The sequence below is a fragment of the Cyanobium sp. BA20m-p-22 genome, from assembly GCF_024346275.1.
Lineage (GTDB): Bacteria > Cyanobacteriota > Cyanobacteriia > PCC-6307 > Cyanobiaceae > Cyanobium_A.
In genome coordinates, this window is sequence record NZ_JAGQCQ010000007.1 from 1 (window position 1) to 16,038 (window position 16,038).

Below are 16,038 nucleotides of genomic sequence, written 5' to 3' on the forward strand. Positions count from 1 at the left end.
GCCCTGGGGATGGGTGGCTGCCCGGGCCCAGGGGGCAGCTTCAGCGGGCCTGGCCCGCCAGTCGTTTGTGGCGGCAGCGGTGCGCCGGGCGGGGCCGGCGGTGGTCACAATTGACACTGAGCGCACCGTGCTGGTGCCTGGGGGCGGCACGGGCGGGTTGCCGCGGGGTTTGCTGAATGATCCCCTGTTCCGCCAGTTCTTCGGCATGCCCCAGCAGCAGCCTTCCCAGCGCACCGAAAGGGGCCAGGGCAGCGGCTTTATTTTTCAGGTTGATGGTCTGATCCTCACCAATGCCCACGTAGTGGAGAAGAGCAGTCGGGTGACCGTGGGCCTGCAGGACGGCCGTCGGGTGGAGGGCTCGGTGGTGGGGTTGGATCGCCTCACCGACCTGGCGGTGGTCAAGCTGGCTGGCTCAGGCCCCTGGCCCGTGGCGCCCCTGGGCAATTCAGACAGCCTGCAGGTGGGCGAGTGGGCGATCGCCGTGGGCAATCCCTACGGACTCGATAACACGGTGACGATGGGCATCATCAGCAACCTCAACCGCAATGCCAGCAAGCTCGGCATCACCGACAAACGGCTCGATCTGATTCAGACCGATGCGGCCATCAATCCGGGGAACTCCGGGGGACCCTTGCTCAATGCGGAGGGGGAGGTGATCGGCATCAACACCCTGGTGCGCACTGGTCCTGGCGCTGGGCTGGGCTTTGCCATTCCGATCAATCGGGCCCGCGAAATTGCCCGCCAGCTGATTGCCACCGGCCGGGTTGCCCACCCGGTGATTGGGATCGGCCTTGAGGCTGTCAAGCCTGGTGATGGCACCGGCCTGAGCCAGGGGGTGCGGGTGATGTCGGTCCAGGCAGGCAGCCCGGCCTTCCGGGCTGGTTTGCAACAGGGGGACGTGATCCTGGCGGCAGCCGGCAAGGCCACGGCCAGCCCGATCGAGTTGGTGGCGGCTGTCGAAAAGGCTGGCGTGGGGGGCAGCTTGACCCTCAGCGTCAGTAGGGCTGGACGGCAGTTTGAAGTAACGGTGGTGCCCGCCCAATTGGGTGGTCCCTCCTGATACGGGCCTCCTGATTCAGCCCTGCTGATTCAGGCCTGCTTACTCAAGCCTCGTGGGCCAGGTGCTGGGCCAGCCCGGGGGCTATCTGGGCTGGTGTGCCGAGTTGTTGGCGCATCACCCATTGGGTGGCAGCTTTCTGGCTTTGCCAGGCCTGCAGGAGTTGCTTGGCAATTCCCTGGAGGGTTTGCAGATCAGCGGTGGCCTCGATGGCCCGGCTCATGCGCTCCAGTTCAAATTGCTGGCCGAGGCTGAGGGCGAGGGGTTCAGACATGGCACGCACCGCGAAGAGCTGTTGGACTTGCCAAAGCTACAAAGTGTTTCAGTTGCGGTCGTAGCGATTGCGACAGGGCGATGCTCCCTGTGCGCATTTGCTGTTCTGAAGCCTGCCCTCGGTCTCCCCGCAGGGCCTCAGGCTTGCTCGCGCAGTTGTTCGACGCAGCGGGTCACGCAGGCGCCGTCATCCAGGGAGCAGGTTGTGATGCACTCGAAGTAAATGTCCATGGAATCGATGGCCTGGTCGGGCTCCACTTGGAAGTCCTGGAGGCCCGCGCCGAAGCCGGAGTTGAGTCCGGAGCTGAATCCCGTATTGGCGGCGCCGAGCTGGCCAGCGCCCATGTGATTGATTTCCATGATCTCCTGCAGTGGCAATGTCCTGTCAGCCTATGCACACCAAACCAGGGGCACCAGGGAAATGAGTCTTCCTGCCTAGGCAACGGTGAAGTTGTATGTCTTCCCCTTGGGGTGCTAAGGCTCAGCCTGCTTTCCCCTGGGGTTTGCGAGAGGTCCGTTTGGCCGCCTTGCGCTTGGTCTCGGCGGCCTGGCGGGCCAGCTCGGCCTCCTCGTTTTTCCTGCTGAGGTAGTAGGCGTAGTCGCCCCGGTAGAGCACCAGCTGGCCATCGCGAATCTCCACGATTCGGTTGGCCACCCGTGAGATGAAATAGCGGTCGTGGCTGACCAGCAGGGCAGCGCCCTCGTATTCGATCAGGGCGTCTTCCAGCATTTGCTTGGCTGGGATGTCGAGGTGGTTGGTGGGCTCATCGAGCACCAGTAGGTTGCAGGGAGTGAGCAGCATCAGGGCCAGGGCCAGCCGCGCCTTTTCGCCACCCGAGAGCTGGCCGGCTTCCTTGAACACGCTCTCGTTGCTGAAGCAGAAGCTCCCCAGCAGCGAGCGCACCTGGGTTTGGGTCCAATCGGGCACAACCTCGAAAATCGTATTGATGACCGTCTTGGAGAGCTCCAGGGCCTCTGCCTGATTTTGCTCGAAGTATCCGGCCAGGATGTTGTGCTCACCGAGCTGGGCCAGGCCTCCCTCGGGGCGTTCGCTGCCCATGATCAGGCGCAGCAGGGTCGACTTCCCTGCCCCGTTGGGGCCCACGAAGGCGATGCGATCGCCCCGCTCGATCTCCAGGTTGGCGTCGAGAAAGAGGATCTGGTCGCCGTAGCTGTGGCTGAGGTCGCGGATCTCCGCCACCAGGCGGCCTGAGCGGGGGGCTGGGGGGAAGCGGAAGCGCGGACCACTGACACTTTCGATCGGGGCCTGCACCCGCTCAACCTTGTCGAGCAGTTTCTCGCGGCTCTTGGCCTGGGTAGAGCGGGTGGCGCTGGCCCGGAACCTGTCGATATAGGCCTGTTGGGCGCCCAACTCCTTCTGTTGCCGCTCGAAGGCTGCTTGGCTGGCTTCGCGCTCGAGCGCCTTCTGTTCGAGATGCTGGCTGTAGTTGGCCAGATAGGTGCGCGACACCCCCCTTTCGGTTTCAACGATCTGGTTGCACACCCGATCCAGGAAGGTGCGGTCATGGCTGATCACAACCAGGGCTGCCGTCTGCTCCACCAGATAGCCCTCGAGCCACTGGATTGTCTCCATGTCGAGGTGGTTGGTTGGCTCGTCGAGCAGCAGCAGATCGGGCTCCTGCAGAAGGATCTTGCCCAGGGCAATGCGCATCTGCCAGCCGCCGGAAAAATCCCCCACCAGTTGCTCGGCCCCCTCCGGGGTGAAGCCGATCGTGGGGAGCAGCTTGTCGATCCGGGCATCGAGCTCGTAGCCATGCAGGGCTTCGAAACGGCTGTGCAGCCGACCCAGCTCGTGGATCAGCCCATCGAGGTGATCTGGATCGGTTGCGGCCTGCTCGCTGGCCATGGCCTGCTCCACCTGGTGCTTGCGGAGCAGCACCTCAGCGGCTTCTCCGAATGCCTGGAAGAGCTCTTCCCGCACGCTGCGCTGGGGGTCAACGTCAAATTCCTGCTGCAGATAGGCGATGCGGGGCTCCCCCTGCTTCACCACCAGGCCGCTGCTGGCCTCCTCCAGCCCGGCGATGATCTTCATCTGGGTGGATTTGCCGGCTCCGTTGACGCCCACCAGGCCGATCCGGTCGCCAACCTTCACTTCCCAGGTGACATCGCGCAGGACCTCGCCGGTGGGGTAGATCTTGCCGATTCGTTCGAGGCGGAGCACGGGATGGGGGGTTGGGGTGGAGGTGCCGATTCGGGCCTGGTGCAGACTCATCTGCCCGTCACCTAGCGCCGGCCATGATCAAGCGCCTTGAGCAGGTGACGGCCCTGGTGGTTGCAGCTGGGCTGGCGCTGGTGAGCTACTGGCTGTTCTTCAGCTGGGCGGGAGGCGAGCGGGGCCGCAGCCCGGAAAAAATTCGCAGTTCACAGCCCGCCGCGGGCCTTCACCAGCCACTGCTTGCTGTCAATGTCGTCCAGGGTCGCGATGTAACTGCGCACCTCCTGAACCGTCACCGGCAGGTCGAACGCCTGGCCCAGCTCCACGATTCGCTCCAGGGAGCCGGTGGGGTCTTGGAGCGCCTGCCTGAACAGTGACTGGGTCAGGGCTTGATCCGAACTGATCCGGGCGTAGAGCTCCTCTGCGTTGCTTGCATTGATATTTGCTTGGTCACTTGCTGTGTTGCTTTCTTTCATTGCAGGGCGGCCGTTGCAGAGCGGCCATTGCATACGGCTTGGATGGCCCAAGCCTAAACGCAGTCAAGCTTTAGGTTCACGCTGCCTGACGGGCCTCGTCGCTTTCCCGGGTGCCGCAGGCCGAGGCGTCTTCCATGGTGCGGGCATCAAGGCAGAGCACTTTGCGCAGCTCGGCGTAGTTGGCCGCCAGGGCATCGCGCCCTTCCTGCTGGGCCCCGTATTCAGCCCGTTGGAGCACGTGGTGGAGGTGGGTGAGCAGGTAGGTGCTGATCACCGCTGAAACGAGCACATCGCTGGGCTCGGCGGTGAGACGTTTGCGGCTTCGGCTTGGTTTGGTGCTGGCTGTTGGGGATTGGGGCACGGGGCGCACCTTCGGGGGGTGGGGGCTGGAGGTGGGATCGATGCCTTCAGCATAGTCATGGATAGTATCCCTTAGCAGCTCTGTATGCTTTGTCATACCCGGGAAGATCCTGCAGGCTCTGCCCCGAGCCTGCTCGTTGCCCATCGTTGCTCCAGCTTCTTCAGTGGCCACGCGCCAAACCTCCTCCAGCGGCAGGGCCAAGTCGCCCCGCATCCAGGTGGTGCTGCCGGAAGAGCTCTGTCTGCGCCTTGCCGATCTGGCCGACGCCGAATCGCGCACGGTCAGCAATATGGCGAAGGTGCTGATCCAGCAGGGCGTTGAGCGGCTGGAGCGGGCTCGGCCTCGCACCCCCGGCAGCAGCCAGGCTGCGCTGGAGGCGGACCTATTTCGAAAGGATCTGGAGGAGCGCCAGCGCCAGAAGCCCCAGCGCCTGCGCGGCGCCCCCCGGCGGCTGCGCCTACATCGGCCAGGCTGAGGCCTGGGGTCTGGCGCACAGGCCCAGCACGGCGGCTTTGCGGGCACCGGTTACAGAGGGCGCGTTGCCGCGATGGCCGCGCACATGCCACCAGGCGAGCAGGGCAAAGGCCAGGGCTTCGCGCTCGGCCTCTGCAATGCCCAGCTCCGCCAGCGGCCGCACGATCAGGCCGCGGCAGCGCTCGACCAATTGGCCCATCAGCAGACCGTTGCGGCATCCCCCCCCGGCCACGAGCATCTCAACCGGCTGGGGGCCGTGGCCCAGCTCCTGGCCTACCACCGCCGCGCTGAAACCCGTCAGGGTGGCCAGGGCATCCGCAGGCGGCCTGTTTTCGAGTTGGGCCAGCCGCCGCTCCAGGTCGGCCTGGCCAAAGAGTTCTCGGCCGGTGGATTTCGGTGGCGGGGCCTGGAAGTAGGGCTCCTGAAGCCAGAGCTGGATCAGGTTTTCATCGCTCCGTCCCTGCCGGGCCCAGGCTCCATCGGCGTCGTAGGCCAGCTGGCCGCCGCTGAAGTGACGGGTGGCCAGATCCAGCAGGGTGTTGGCGGGGCCACAGTCCCAGCCCCGCACGGCCTGGTGGCGCTCGGGTCCCGTGGCGGGGGGGATCAAGGTGAGATTGGAGATGCCGCCAAGATTCAGCACCGCCCGCCAGCCGCCGCAGCGGCCCAGCAGGGCCTGGTCAGCGGGCGGCACCAGGGGAGCGCCCTGGCCGCCTAAGGCCAGGTCGACGCTGCGAAAATCAAACACCACCGGCCTGCCGAGCAGCTCGGCCAGCAGCGGGCCCTGCAGTAGTTGCCAGCTGGCCCCTCGCCTGCCCTGCTGGGGTGGGCGATGCCAGATGGTCTGGCCATGGCAGCCAATCAGGCTGGCTCTCCCTGCGGGATCGCAGGCCCGGGCAGCCCGGGCCTGCTCTTCGGTGACCGCTTCGGCCAGCTCCACCAGCTCCGCTGAGCTAAGGGGCTGGCCCTGCCCCAGGGCGATCAGCCGCCGTTGCAGGTCGGTGGGGTAGGGGCTGAAGTGGTGGGCCTCAATCCTCCAGCGTGGCCGCCGGGGCGGGCCGGCAAAGCTGGCCAGCACCCCATCCACGCCATCGGCGCTGGTGCCACTCATCAACCCCAGCACCCGCATCAGAGGCGGCTCACTTGTTGGGCTGGGGGGTCATGCGCAGGTAGGGCTTGATCTCGGTGACGCCCTTGGGGAACTTGGCTCGGGCGTCTTCGGTGGAGATCGAGGGCACCACCACGCAGTCCTCGCCGTCGGTCCAGTTCACCGGGGTGGCCACGGAGTGGTGGTCGGTGAGCTGGAGGGAATCGATCACCCGCAGGATTTCGTGGAAATTCCGGCCGGTGCTGGCGGGATAGGTGATCTGCAGGCGCAGCTTCTTGTTGGGATCGATGATGAACACCGAGCGCACCGTCAGGTTGTTGAGGGAATTGGGGTGGATCATCCCGTAGAGATCGGCCACCTTTTTGTCGGCATCAGCCAGAATCGGGTAGTCGACGCTGGTCTTCTGGGTCTCGTTGATGTCGCAGATCCAGCCGTTGTGGCTTTCGGCCGAATCCACGCTCAGGGCGATGGTTTTGACATTGCGCTTGTCCCATTCGGGGCGCAGCCGGGACACCTCACCCAGCTCGGTGGTGCACACCGGGGTGTAGTCGGCTGGGTGGGAGAACAGCACCACCCAGCTATCACCGGCGAAGTCGTAGAGGTTGATCGGACCCAGTTGGGAGTCCTGGGTGAAGTCGGGAACGGTATCGCCGAGTTGGAGGGTCATGGCCGCAGGGGAGATGGAATCCAATTGAAGATCGTGCCACAAGCCAGTGCTCGGATGCGGTAGTTCAGGTTTCAGGCCCCTGGGCCGGCCAGCTGCGCAGTTCCTGCTTGAGACGTTGAAGGCCTAGCGATGCCGTTGCAGAAACGAACAGGGCCGAGCTTTCCAGGCCACGGGCCCGCTCGATTTCGGCGGCCGGGCAGCGGTCGATCTGATTGGCGATTAGGCGCCGCGGGGCCGTAGCGCCAAGGGAGTCGAGGATGGTGTTCACCATGTGCCACTGCTCCGGCCAGCCTGGATCGGAGAGGTCGACCACAACCATCAGGCCGTCGGCCTCCAGGGTTTCCTCCAAAGTGGAGCGGAACGCCTCCAGCAGGGGTGGGGGCAGGGCCCGGATGAAGCCCACCGTGTCGGTGAGCAGCAGGGGTTCCGGCAACTCAAGCCGCCTGGTGGTGGGATCCAAGGTGGCGAATAACTTGTTTTCAGCCAGCACCGGTTCGCGCCCACTGGCTCGGGTTAGGGCATTGAGCAGGGAGCTCTTGCCAGCATTGGTGTAGCCCACCAGGGCCAGCCGCCGCAGGCCCTGGCGGCTGCGGCGCAAGCGGGCCCGGTGTTCACCCAGGTGGCTGACCTCCCGCTGGAGCCGCTCAAGGCGGCGGGCAATGGCACGGCGGTCCTTCTCCAGCTGGGTTTCCCCTGGCCCCCGGGTGCCGATGCCACCCCCCTGGCGGGACAGGCTGAGACCCCGGCCGCTGAGCCGGGGTAAGCGGTAGCGCAACTGGGCCAGTTCCACCTGCAGCCGGCCGGCTGCGCTGGCTGCCCGCTGGGCAAAGATGTCGAGAATCAGCTCGCTGCGGTCACTCACCGGCAGATCCAGCAGGCGCTCCAGGTTGCGGGCCTGCACCGGCGTGAGTTCCCGGTCTGTCACCACCAGGGTGGCCCCCAGTCGCCTTGCCTCCAGGGCCGCTTCACCCACCTTCCCCTCGCCCCAGAGGGTTTGGGGCGCCACCTGGCTGCGGCGCTGTTCCACCACCCCCACTGGCACCGCGCCGGCGCTGCACACCAGCCCCTCCAGCTCGGCGATCAGCCGCTGGGCGGCGCCGCGATCTCCCGGGCTGAGGGCCAGCAGCAAAACCCTCTCCTGCCCTGCCTGGGCTGGGGCGATGGCGGTCGCCAGCGGCTGGGGCTCGACCGCGAAGCCCAGGGGATCGCGGCCGCAGAGCTCGGACAGATCCGCTGCGGCCAGCACCACCCAGGGTTCGGCCTGCTCTGGCTGGGCCACCAGCAACTGGCCTGGCCACTGGCCTCCCGCTCCCGCCCGGTCGCCAAAGCGCAACCACAGCAGGGGAGCCAGATCCAGCCCCACGATTCCCTCTTGGCGGCCTGGTTCGAGCTGCTTGGAGCGGCCGCAGCAGGTGAGCAGCCTCAGGTCAGAGCCCTGGCGGCGGTCGGATCCAGGGAGGCGCTCCAGCAGCCGGCCCGATTGCTCCAGGGGGCCCACCCACAGCAGCCTGCTCAGGCCCCGCCCGTCCACCACCAGGGTGAGGGGCAGCTCCAGCTCAAGGCTCTCGCTGGCGAGCCTCTGCAGGCAAAGAAGTTCGGCGACCTGGTCTTCGGGGTGGCGCCGGTGGCAGAGCCGCTCAAGTCGCCGTTTCTGGGCGGGCCGCAATCCGGCCGTGCGCCCCGCCAATACCCCTTGCTTCACCAAAGGCTCTCTGCGGGGGTACGGCCGATCATGGGCGCTGCACCTTCACCCAGCGGATTCCGGCGGCCTGGGCACCGGCCCCATCCTCCGGGCTGTCACCCACATGCCAAACCTGCTCGGCCGTGAGATCCAGCCGGGTCAGGGCCAGCTGATAGGGCAGAGGATCTGGTTTGGCGGCTCCGGCTGCTGACGACACCACCACCGCCTCCAGCCAGCGGGCCAGCCCCAGAGCCTCGAGCAGGCCGGGCAGGCGGCTATCGAAGTTGCTGACGACGGCGAGTCGCAGGCCGCGACGGTGCCAGGCCTCCAGGTGCCCAGGCACGTCGGCGTAAACCTGCCAGAGCTCGGCCTGGGCAAAGCGTTGGAAGAGCTCCCGGCCCAGGTTCGGCGGTGGGGCAGCCCCCGCCGCAAGGGCTCCGGCGGCGCTGAGTACCTCGCCGACCCTGGCTGTCCACCAGCCGATCTCTGCCTCCTCCAGGGCCCGATCGCCGAGTCCGGGAAAGGCCAGGGGCGGGGCTTGTCGATAGATGCGGGGGAAGGCGCGATCGATGGCTGCAGCCTCAACTGTCAGGCCATGGCGGCTGGCCAGCGCGGCATAGGTGGTCCCCACGCTGGTGCGCAGGCAAATCAGGGTCCCCATGGCATCGAGCAACAGGCCCCTGGGACTAGTCCCAGGGTTCATCGCGGCCAGTCCGCCAGCCAGCCGGCCGCCACCTTGAGCTGGTGGGCCTTGCCGGGCAGCCGGGCCAGGTAGGCCAGCCTGCGGATTTGGTAGGCGGCCGCTCCCGCAAGGGTGAATCCCCCCCCCGTGAGGCTGGCCTCGCCCACGCCAAGGCTCATCATTTCGCCGAGGTCGTTGAACTCGAAGGGCTCCAGCCCTTCCCCTGCCAGCGAATGCACCAGATTGCCGGCCAGGCATTCGGCCTGTTGGAAGGCCACTTGGGCATTTGCAGGCAGGGCATTGGCAGGCAGGGCGGCTTCAACGCCGCTGTCTTCAACGCCGCTGTCTTTAACGCCACTGTTTTCAGTGTCCACATGGGCGATATCGCCTAGGGCGAAGATATGGGGGTGGTTGCGCAGCTGCAGGCTGGTCTGGCACAGCAGGCGGCCCTGGCGGTCAACGGGGGCAGCAGGGTGGATCTCCGGGGCGCGAAAGCTGAGGCCGGCGGTCCAGATCACCGCCTCTACGTTGAGGTGCTCCTGCCCGCCGGGCCCCTTCAGTGCAAGTCGGTCTGCTTGCACCGCCTCCACCTGGGTGTGGCTGCGCAGGCGTACGTCACGGCGCTGCAAGGCGCGATCCGCCTGTTCCCGGTTGAAGGCCTTGGCCAGCGGCAGCAGGCCAGGGCCCTGCTCGATCAGCTCCACAATGGCGCTGCCATCGAGCTGGTCGGCCAATTTGCAGGCCAGCTCCACACCGCTGGCCCCAGCTCCCACCACGGCCAGCCGCTGCAGGGGCCGAGCCCGTTCCCGCAGCTTGCGGATCAGGCCCTGCAAGCGCTCCACATCGGCCAGGGTTCGGAAGCCGAAGCAGTGCTCCACCACTCCAGGAATCCCGAAGCTGTTGGCCTGGGCTCCGGTGGCCAGCACCAGCCGGCTGAAGGCCAGTTGCCGGCCTGCGCCGGTATGGATCAGGCCGTTGTCAGAGTCAATGCGCACGACCCGGTCCTGCAGCCAGGCAACCCCTTTGCCCGCCAGCAGGGTGTCGTAGCGGGGGGCGATTTCCCAGCTGCGCAGTTCGCCGCTGAGCAATTCATAGAGAAGGGGCAGAAACAGGAAGCGATCGTTGGGATCGATCAGCAGAATCGGTGGATGTTGGCGCCTGCCGGCGAGCGCCAGGGCTGTGTAGAGCCCGCCGAAACCGCCTCCCACAATCACCACCGGGGCCGTTACCGGCGTCGCCGCAGACTCCACCATTGCTTTGTGGTCCGTTGCCGACAGCATCGACCAAACCCTAACCAGCAGCTCATGCCAAGGGCGATGATGGCCTAATGCAGACGGCTCCAGCTCCCGCCCTTCCCCCCGATTGCACCGGTCGAGCGATTGATCTGGAGGCAGTTCGGCCGCGACTGGCCCAGCTCTCGGCTCCGGAGCGGCTGCAATGGGGCCTGGAGACCTTTGGCGAGGGGTTTGCTGTCACCACCAGTTTCGGGATTCAGTCTGCGGTGCTGCTGCAGATGGTGGCAGACCTGGCTGAGCAGACCGGCCGCTCCCTGCCGGTGATCTGGGTGGATACGGGCTACTTGCCGCCTGAAACCTATCTCTACGCAGATCAGCTGGTCCAGCGGCTCAAGCTCAACTTGGTGGTGGCCCAGTCGCTGATCAGTTCTGCCCGGATGGAGGCCCTCCATGGCCGGCTCTGGGAAACCGGTCAGGCCGGTGATCTGCAGCTCTACCACCGCATTCGCAAGGTGGACCCCCTAGACCGCAGCCTCACCGATCTGGGGGTCACCTGCTGGGCCAGCGGGGTGCGCGGCAGCCAGACGGACCATCGCCGCACCATGGAGACCCTGGATTCGGTGCGGCAGCGCTGGTCGCTGCGCCCCCTGCTCGCCTGGAGCAAGCGGGAGGTTTACTACTTCATGGAGGAGCACCAGCTCCCCCAGCACCCGCTGTTTGAGCAGGGCTACTCGAGCGTGGGTGACTGGCATTCCAGTGGCCCAGATGCCGGCGAGGTCAGTGGCCGGGCCACCCGATTCGGCGGTCTCCAGCAGGAATGTGGCATCCACCTGCCCGGGTTGATGGGCGAGGGCATCTGAGCGGGGCCCGTTGGCTGTTGATCGGCAACAGTCGATGGCACTGGGCCATGGCCGGCTCTGGCGGCCTCCACTGCTGGAGCGCGCCTGCCGGGGAGGGGGTGGCCAAGGGGCTCGAGGAGCTGGTGGGCTGGGCGGCGGTCGGTCCGATGCCGCTGGGGGTGGCTCTGGATCCGAGGCGGCGGCTCCATTTGTCCGATGTGCCCCTGAGCGATGTGCCCCCATGGTTGGGCCTCGATCGGGCGCTGGCCGGCTGGCAGGCCCATCGTCTCAGCGGCCAAGCCGGGTTGGTGGCAGATGCGGGCACGGCGCTCAGCCTCACCCGGATTACGGCCGAGGGGTGTTTCGCCGGAGGACGGCTGCTGGCGGGTGCCGGCTTGCAGTTACATGCCTTGGCAGGGGCCACGGTTGCTCTGCCACTGCTCCAGTTGCCTCACCAGTTGCCTCCCCAGTTGCCAGCCGATGGCTGGCCCCGCAGCACCGAGGCCGCCATGGCCACCGGGGTGCTGCGGGGTCTGGCCGCAGCCATTGCCCAGGCTGCCTTTGAGGCAGAGGGGCAGGGGCCGGGCACGATTCTCTGGATCACAGGCGGCGATGGCGAGCTGCTGGCCCCCCTGGTGGAGGAGCTGCTGGCGGCCAGTCCGATCGCGGTGCAGCGAGCCCCCCAGCTCGTGCTCGAGGCCCTGGCTGCGCTCAGGCCAGGCCCAGCTCGCTGAGAATGTCGTCGGCCATGGTTTCGGCTTTCACCTTGGTGAAGATCTTCTCCAGTCGGCCTTCCCCATCCACCACAAAGGTGTGACGCATCATGCCCATGTACTCCTTGCCCATGAATTTCTTCAGTCCGTAGCTCCCGTAGGCCGCCGCCACCGGACAGGGCTCGGCGTCGCTGAGCAGGGTGAAAGGGAGGCTGTATTTGGCTATGAACTTGGCGTGGCTGCTGGCAGCGTCTTTGCTGATGCCCAGCACCGTGATGGCATGGTTTTCAAAGGCACTCCACTGGTCGCGGAAGTTGCAGGCCTCCTTGGTGCAGCCGGGGGTGTCGTCCTTCGGATAGAAATAGATCACAACCCGCTTACCTTTCAACTGGTAGAGGCTTACCGGATTGCCGTCCTGGTCGGGCAGGGTGAACTCGGGGGCAGGATCGCCGATCTGCAGGGCCATCAAACGCTGGAATGACACTCGCGTGAGCCTAGGAACTGGCTGGGACCCTCCGTCGGCGGGCAGCAACCCAAGGCCCCTGCTCTGGTTGGTGCCCCTGGCGGGAGCCGGGCTGGCCAGCCTCTCTGCCGAGGAGTTGGGCTGGGGCGAGGGGCTGCCCGCTCTCCAGCGCCTTCGTTATTGGCACAGTCGCGCTGCCCTGCGGCAGGTGTTGGCCCCTGTCCTGGGCTGCGGCTCCGCAGCCGTGCCGCTCTATAGCCCGCCCGGCCAGCCGCCGCGCCTACTGGAGGGGCTGGGCTGGATCAGCCTCAGCCACAGTGGCCAGGGGCTGCTGATCGGCTATTCGGGTGAGCCGATCGGCGTAGATCTCGAGCTGGTGGGCCGTCCTCTCGATGCCGCCGCTTTGATGCGCAGGTTCTATCCGATTGGGGAACAGGATCAACTCGAGGGGCTGACAGGGGAGGCCCTACGCATGGCGGTGCTCACCAGCTGGGTACTCAAAGAGGCGGCGATCAAGTGGCGCCAGAGCAGCTTGGCCGTGGAGCTCCGCAACTGGAGTTGCGACCATTCCTGCAGCCAAGTGCAGCATATTGGCGAAGAAGTGCAGCCGGATTGCTGCACTGCGACGGCGGCAGAATGGCGCTGGGCGGCCGTGGGCAACGGCTGTTACTACCCCAAGATTGATAGCCGGTTTTGACGCCAGATCGGCCAAAAAACGCTAAACGGACACGAAATCCAAAGGGAATCTTTTAATTTCGTGTCGTTGTGCTCCAGCTACTTGCTTTCCCGGGGAAATGAGCCAGTTGATAGCTAGCTTTTTAGTGAACCGATTCGATGCTCCCGTGATCAAGCGTTTGCTGGCCGGCCTGTTTGTGGGTACGGCCCTCTCGGCGGTGGCTCTGCCAGCGTCCGCCGCAGTCGACAACAATCTCCCCGTTCGTTGGAACACCGGCGGCGCCGTGTGGTCCACCAACCAGGATGCCTTCAATACATTCCTGCAGTCTGGTGAAGTCACCGATCGGGGCCTGGAAGGGGGCCTGAACCGCTCCGGCTGGACCGCCGCCGAGGTGCGTGAAGGCATGAACAAGACCTACAACGTCGACTTCGTTGGCGTCTCCCGCTTCCTCTACTCGGATGCCGGCGTCAAGTTCCTCAAGAACCAGACCTCCAGCTACTTCCCCTACTGGAGCATGAACACCTATGCGGTGCAGGCCCTGCGTTCGGCAATCATGGCCGATGCCCGCGATGGTCAGATCTCCTCGGCAGGGATCATGAATGCCCTGCCGACCGACATGCGCCTGGCTGACTTCTGCAACACCTACACCGGTGCCCAGAACGTCTGTGCCGAGGGCCGTTGTCAGGGCGACGCCCAGTGCACCTCCCTGCTCTCCTGGTATGTGTTCCTGCCAGCCTGCCTCCAGGCCAACCAGATGGCCGATCCAGTGGCTGAGGTGCGCATAACTCCGGCTCCGGCCCAGCAGTACCAGCCCGATGCCATTCGCGGCCTCTGGTGAGCCGATCGCCTATCCCTAGCTGCCCCGGCCTGGCCGGGGCTTTTTTGATGCCGGTTTGGCTTTGGTGCCCGCTTTCCGCCGGGCGATCAGCAGGGTGTGCTCCAGCTTCTGGGGCAGGAATTGGCCAAGGCAGGCGCTGAATCCTTCCCGCAAAATTTGCAGTGCCTCGGCGCCCAAGGGGCCGCCGCGCAGGGCGGCTATCTGGTCTAGGTAGGCGCTGCCAGGGGCGAGCCAACGCTCGAGCAGGGCGGCGGAGAGCTCCAGCTGGAGGGTTTCCTGCCAGCGCTGAGAATGCCCATCCCAGCCCCGGTCGTTCAGGGCGCGCTGGGCCGCTTGCCCACTGCCCTCGAGAAGCTCCACCTGCTGCCGTTCCAGGGTGACGAGTTCATCCAGCAGGGTTCCCAAGGGGCCCTGGGGGGAGCCCAGCAGGGCCAGCAGCCCTGCGGCAGGCCCCAGTTGGGGGCTGCTGAACAACAGCCGCCATTGGCCTGAGGGGGCCAGCCTGGCCCCAACCACCCCAATCCAGTGCTCCACCTGGGCGGCACTGAGGCCTTGCCAGGCTTGGCGAGCCACCACCCAGTCGAAACGATCGCCGCTTTGGGCTTCCAGTTGGGTTCCAAGCGCCTCCGGACAGGTCTGGGGCACCACCAGCAGCTGGGGCTTGCTGAGGCTGTCGAGAATCTGTAGCTGGGCCGCCAACCGCTCCCGGTCGCAATCTTGAGCCACGGTGATCACCACGCCGCCCTCAGGGGTGGCGGCCAGGGGGTCGAGGGCCCAGAGCAAGGAGCGGGCCTCAAGCACCAGCACCCTGTCGGTGCGCTGCCAGCTCACCCCTTCCCAGAATCGACTTCTAAGGGTGTCGAGCCTTTCCCCTTCAGCGGCGGCCTGGCGCTGGAGCCAGCGCTCCAACTGGGGATCATCGGGGCCGCTGCTCAGCACGTCGCCCTGGTCGGCGGCCAGTTCGGCCGCGGCGGCCAGCTGGGCGGCCCGCCGCTGTTGCAACCGCTCCCGCCTCTGGCCTTCCCAACCCAGGTTGCCGGGTTGCCAGAACACCTCCCCTTGCAGCGCGTTGGGTAGGTAGTTCTGGGCGACCCAGTGCTCGGCATAGGCATGGGGATAGCGATAACCCACCCCATCGCCAAAGGCCTGGCCATCGCGGTGGGCATCGCGCAGGTGGGATGGAACCTGTTGGCGGCTGGTTTCGCGCACGCTCTTGAGGGCATCAAAGAAGCCCAGCACGCTGTTGCTCTTCTCGGCCCCCGCCAGGTAGAGCGCCGCCTGGGCGAGGGGGTAGAGGCCCTCCGGCAGGCCCACCCTTTCAAAGGCCGCCGCACAGGCTTCCACCACCACCACCGCCTGGGGATCGGCCAGGCCGATGTCTTCGCCGGCGGCGATCAGCATGCGGCGGAAGATAAAGCGGGGGTTTTCGCCGGCCTCCACCATGCGGGCCAGCCAGAAGAGGGCCGCATCCGGATCGGAGCCCCGCAGCGACTTGATGAAGGCACTGATCGTGTCGAAGTGGGCATCCCCCTGCTTGTCGTAGAGCACCGCCCGCTGCTGGATTGACTCCTCGGCGATGGTCAGGTCGATGACGATCCGGCCGTCGGCCTGGGCCGGGGTTGTCTCCACCGCCAGCTCCAGGGCATTGAGCAGGCTGCGGGCATCGCCGCCGGCCACATCCACCAGGTGGTCGGCGGCCTCAGGGGTGACGACGATGGTGCGGTCGCCGTAGCCCACCTCCGGATCGCGCAGGGCCCGCCCCAGCAGCTGGTGCAGGTGGGGGGCTTCCAGGGGTTGCAGGCGAAACAGCCGGGAGCGGCTGACCAGGGCCTTGTTGACCTCGAAGTAGGGGTTTTCGGTGGTGGCGCCAATCAAGGTGAGCGTGCCGTTTTCCACCCAGGGCAGCAGGGCATCCTGCTGGGCGCTGTTGAAGCGGTGCACCTCATCAATGAACAGGGTGGTGCGCAGGCCGTTGCGGGCCAGGCGCTCCTTGGCCCCATCCACCTCAATTCGCAGATCCTTGACGCCGGCGAGCACGGCATTGAGGCTGCTGAAATGGGCCCGGGTGCTGCCGGCGATGATCCGGGCCAGGGTGGTTTTGCCTACCCCCGGCGGGCCGTGCAGGATCAGGTTGCCGACCCGGTCGGCGGCGATGGCCCGGCGCAGCAACCGGCCCGGCCCCAGGATTGTCTCCTGGCCCACAAAGTCGTCGAGGGTCCGCGGCCGCAAGCGATCGGCCAGGGGCGCCACCCTGGCCAGGGTGATCTCGCGTTGATGGCTGAACAGGTCGCTCAAAGGCGCTCCAGGGATGGGGGGCACTCC

18 protein-coding genes are annotated in these 16,038 nt (G+C 66.3%); 6 read left to right on the forward strand and 12 right to left on the reverse strand.

Annotation, left to right across the window (positions count from 1 at the left end; translation table 11 throughout):
- Positions 1 to 13 precede the first annotated feature (13 nt).
- Complete coding sequence (locus KBZ15_RS01160; RefSeq protein WP_255012795.1) at positions 14 to 1,060, forward strand: trypsin-like peptidase domain-containing protein; 1,047 nt, start codon at positions 14 to 16, stop codon at positions 1,058 to 1,060.
- 43 nt (positions 1,061 to 1,103) lie between these two features.
- Here the strand turns inward: KBZ15_RS01160 and KBZ15_RS01165 are convergent, their stop codons facing one another.
- From KBZ15_RS01165 to KBZ15_RS01185, 5 genes are all read right to left on the reverse strand, one after another.
- The gene (locus KBZ15_RS01165; RefSeq protein ID WP_197151724.1) at positions 1,104 to 1,331 is read right to left on the reverse strand and encodes a hypothetical protein; all 228 of its coding nucleotides are present in this window, start codon (positions 1,329 to 1,331) and stop codon (positions 1,104 to 1,106) included.
- A gap of 137 nt (positions 1,332 to 1,468) precedes the next feature.
- Positions 1,469 to 1,690, reverse strand: a complete 222-nt coding sequence (locus KBZ15_RS01170; protein ID WP_255012800.1) for a hypothetical protein — start codon at positions 1,688 to 1,690, stop codon at positions 1,469 to 1,471.
- Positions 1,691 to 1,811: 121 nt separating this feature from the next.
- Complete coding sequence (locus KBZ15_RS01175; RefSeq protein WP_231596524.1) at positions 1,812 to 3,563, reverse strand: ABC-F family ATP-binding cassette domain-containing protein; 1,752 nt, start codon at positions 3,561 to 3,563, stop codon at positions 1,812 to 1,814.
- Between the two features lie 149 nt (positions 3,564 to 3,712).
- A complete protein-coding gene (locus tag KBZ15_RS01180) occupies positions 3,713 to 3,982 on the reverse strand; it encodes a hypothetical protein (protein WP_255012796.1) in 270 nt (89 codons plus the stop codon).
- Between the two features lie 76 nt (positions 3,983 to 4,058).
- On the reverse strand, positions 4,059 to 4,439 hold the full coding sequence (locus KBZ15_RS01185) for a hypothetical protein (protein ID WP_255012742.1): 381 nt from the start codon (positions 4,437 to 4,439) through the stop codon (positions 4,059 to 4,061).
- A 67-nt stretch (positions 4,440 to 4,506) separates the two neighbouring features.
- Here KBZ15_RS01185 and KBZ15_RS01190 point away from each other — a divergent pair, with 67 nt between their 5' ends.
- Positions 4,507 to 4,818 carry a ribbon-helix-helix domain-containing protein gene (locus tag KBZ15_RS01190; protein ID WP_255012744.1) on the forward strand — a complete coding sequence of 104 codons (312 nt, stop codon included), beginning with the start codon at positions 4,507 to 4,509 and terminating at the stop codon, positions 4,816 to 4,818.
- On the opposite strand, the gene KBZ15_RS01195 is transcribed toward KBZ15_RS01190, so the two are convergent.
- From KBZ15_RS01195 to KBZ15_RS01215, 5 genes are all read right to left on the reverse strand, one after another.
- A complete protein-coding gene (locus tag KBZ15_RS01195; RefSeq protein ID WP_255012746.1) occupies positions 4,801 to 5,943 on the reverse strand; it encodes an anhydro-N-acetylmuramic acid kinase in 1,143 nt (380 codons plus the stop codon). The genes KBZ15_RS01190 and KBZ15_RS01195 overlap by 18 nt on opposite strands.
- A gap of 10 nt (positions 5,944 to 5,953) precedes the next feature.
- Complete coding sequence (locus tag KBZ15_RS01200; RefSeq protein WP_254931047.1) at positions 5,954 to 6,589, reverse strand: peroxiredoxin; 636 nt, start codon at positions 6,587 to 6,589, stop codon at positions 5,954 to 5,956.
- Between the two features lie 64 nt (positions 6,590 to 6,653).
- Positions 6,654 to 8,291 carry a GTPase HflX gene (hflX, locus tag KBZ15_RS01205; RefSeq protein WP_255012748.1) on the reverse strand — a complete coding sequence of 546 codons (1,638 nt, stop codon included), beginning with the start codon at positions 8,289 to 8,291 and terminating at the stop codon, positions 6,654 to 6,656.
- Positions 8,292 to 8,319: 28 nt separating this feature from the next.
- Complete coding sequence (locus KBZ15_RS01210) at positions 8,320 to 8,973, reverse strand: HAD-IA family hydrolase (RefSeq protein WP_255012750.1); 654 nt, start codon at positions 8,971 to 8,973, stop codon at positions 8,320 to 8,322.
- Entirely contained in the window at positions 8,970 to 10,232 is a 1,263-nt protein-coding gene (locus tag KBZ15_RS01215) for an NAD(P)/FAD-dependent oxidoreductase (protein ID WP_255012751.1), read from the reverse strand. Before KBZ15_RS01215 ends, KBZ15_RS01210 begins: the two co-directional genes overlap by 4 nt.
- Positions 10,233 to 10,279: 47 nt before the next feature.
- Here KBZ15_RS01215 and KBZ15_RS01220 point away from each other — a divergent pair, with 47 nt between their 5' ends.
- Both KBZ15_RS01220 and KBZ15_RS01225 read left to right on the forward strand, forming a co-directional pair.
- The gene (locus KBZ15_RS01220) at positions 10,280 to 11,047 is read left to right on the forward strand and encodes a phosphoadenylyl-sulfate reductase (protein ID WP_255012753.1); all 768 of its coding nucleotides are present in this window, start codon (positions 10,280 to 10,282) and stop codon (positions 11,045 to 11,047) included.
- Positions 11,048 to 11,094: 47 nt separating this feature from the next.
- Positions 11,095 to 11,760: a type III pantothenate kinase gene (locus KBZ15_RS01225; RefSeq protein WP_255012755.1), complete on the forward strand. Its 666-nt coding sequence runs from the start codon at positions 11,095 to 11,097 to the stop codon at positions 11,758 to 11,760.
- Here KBZ15_RS01225 and bcp read toward each other — a convergent pair.
- Positions 11,738 to 12,205: a thioredoxin-dependent thiol peroxidase gene (gene bcp / locus KBZ15_RS01230; protein WP_255012756.1), complete on the reverse strand. Its 468-nt coding sequence runs from the start codon at positions 12,203 to 12,205 to the stop codon at positions 11,738 to 11,740. The genes KBZ15_RS01225 and bcp overlap by 23 nt on opposite strands.
- A 22-nt stretch (positions 12,206 to 12,227) precedes the next feature.
- Here bcp and KBZ15_RS01235 point away from each other — a divergent pair, with 22 nt between their 5' ends.
- Together KBZ15_RS01235 and KBZ15_RS01240 are read left to right on the forward strand one after the other, a co-directional pair.
- Entirely contained in the window at positions 12,228 to 12,899 is a 672-nt protein-coding gene (locus tag KBZ15_RS01235; protein ID WP_255012758.1) for a 4'-phosphopantetheinyl transferase superfamily protein, read from the forward strand.
- Between the two features lie 97 nt (positions 12,900 to 12,996).
- Positions 12,997 to 13,716: an alpha/beta hydrolase gene (locus tag KBZ15_RS01240; protein ID WP_255012760.1), complete on the forward strand. Its 720-nt coding sequence runs from the start codon at positions 12,997 to 12,999 to the stop codon at positions 13,714 to 13,716.
- Between the two features lie 15 nt (positions 13,717 to 13,731).
- Here KBZ15_RS01240 and KBZ15_RS01245 read toward each other — a convergent pair whose 3' ends face one another.
- Positions 13,732 to 16,011: an AAA family ATPase gene (locus KBZ15_RS01245; RefSeq protein ID WP_255012762.1), complete on the reverse strand. Its 2,280-nt coding sequence runs from the start codon at positions 16,009 to 16,011 to the stop codon at positions 13,732 to 13,734.
- Between the last annotated feature and the right edge of the window lie 27 nt (positions 16,012 to 16,038).

Bases quoted from the DNA above. Each gene is read 5' to 3' on its own strand.
- KBZ15_RS01215 (WP_255012751.1), bottom strand. From the start codon at position 10,232: ATGCTGTCGGCAACGGACCACAAAGCAATGGTGGAGTCTGCGGCGACG.
- KBZ15_RS01180 (WP_255012796.1), bottom strand. From the start codon at position 3,982: ATGAAAGAAAGCAACACAGCAAGTGACCAAGCAAATATCAATGCAAGC.
- KBZ15_RS01165 (WP_197151724.1), bottom strand. From the start codon at position 1,331: ATGTCTGAACCCCTCGCCCTCAGCCTCGGCCAGCAATTTGAACTGGAG.
- KBZ15_RS01240 (WP_255012760.1), top strand. From the start codon at position 12,997: ATGAGCCAGTTGATAGCTAGCTTTTTAGTGAACCGATTCGATGCTCCC.
- bcp (WP_255012756.1), bottom strand. From the start codon at position 12,205: ATGGCCCTGCAGATCGGCGATCCTGCCCCCGAGTTCACCCTGCCCGAC.
- KBZ15_RS01225 (WP_255012755.1), top strand. From the start codon at position 11,095: ATGGCCGGCTCTGGCGGCCTCCACTGCTGGAGCGCGCCTGCCGGGGAG.
- KBZ15_RS01220 (WP_255012753.1), top strand. From the start codon at position 10,280: ATGCAGACGGCTCCAGCTCCCGCCCTTCCCCCCGATTGCACCGGTCGA.
- KBZ15_RS01200 (WP_254931047.1), bottom strand. From the start codon at position 6,589: ATGACCCTCCAACTCGGCGATACCGTTCCCGACTTCACCCAGGACTCC.
- KBZ15_RS01175 (WP_231596524.1), bottom strand. From the start codon at position 3,563: ATGAGTCTGCACCAGGCCCGAATCGGCACCTCCACCCCAACCCCCCAT.
- KBZ15_RS01170 (WP_255012800.1), bottom strand. From the start codon at position 1,690: ATGGAAATCAATCACATGGGCGCTGGCCAGCTCGGCGCCGCCAATACG.
- KBZ15_RS01195 (WP_255012746.1), bottom strand. From the start codon at position 5,943: ATGCGGGTGCTGGGGTTGATGAGTGGCACCAGCGCCGATGGCGTGGAT.
- KBZ15_RS01185 (WP_255012742.1), bottom strand. From the start codon at position 4,439: ATGACAAAGCATACAGAGCTGCTAAGGGATACTATCCATGACTATGCT.
- KBZ15_RS01210 (WP_255012750.1), bottom strand. From the start codon at position 8,973: ATGAACCCTGGGACTAGTCCCAGGGGCCTGTTGCTCGATGCCATGGGG.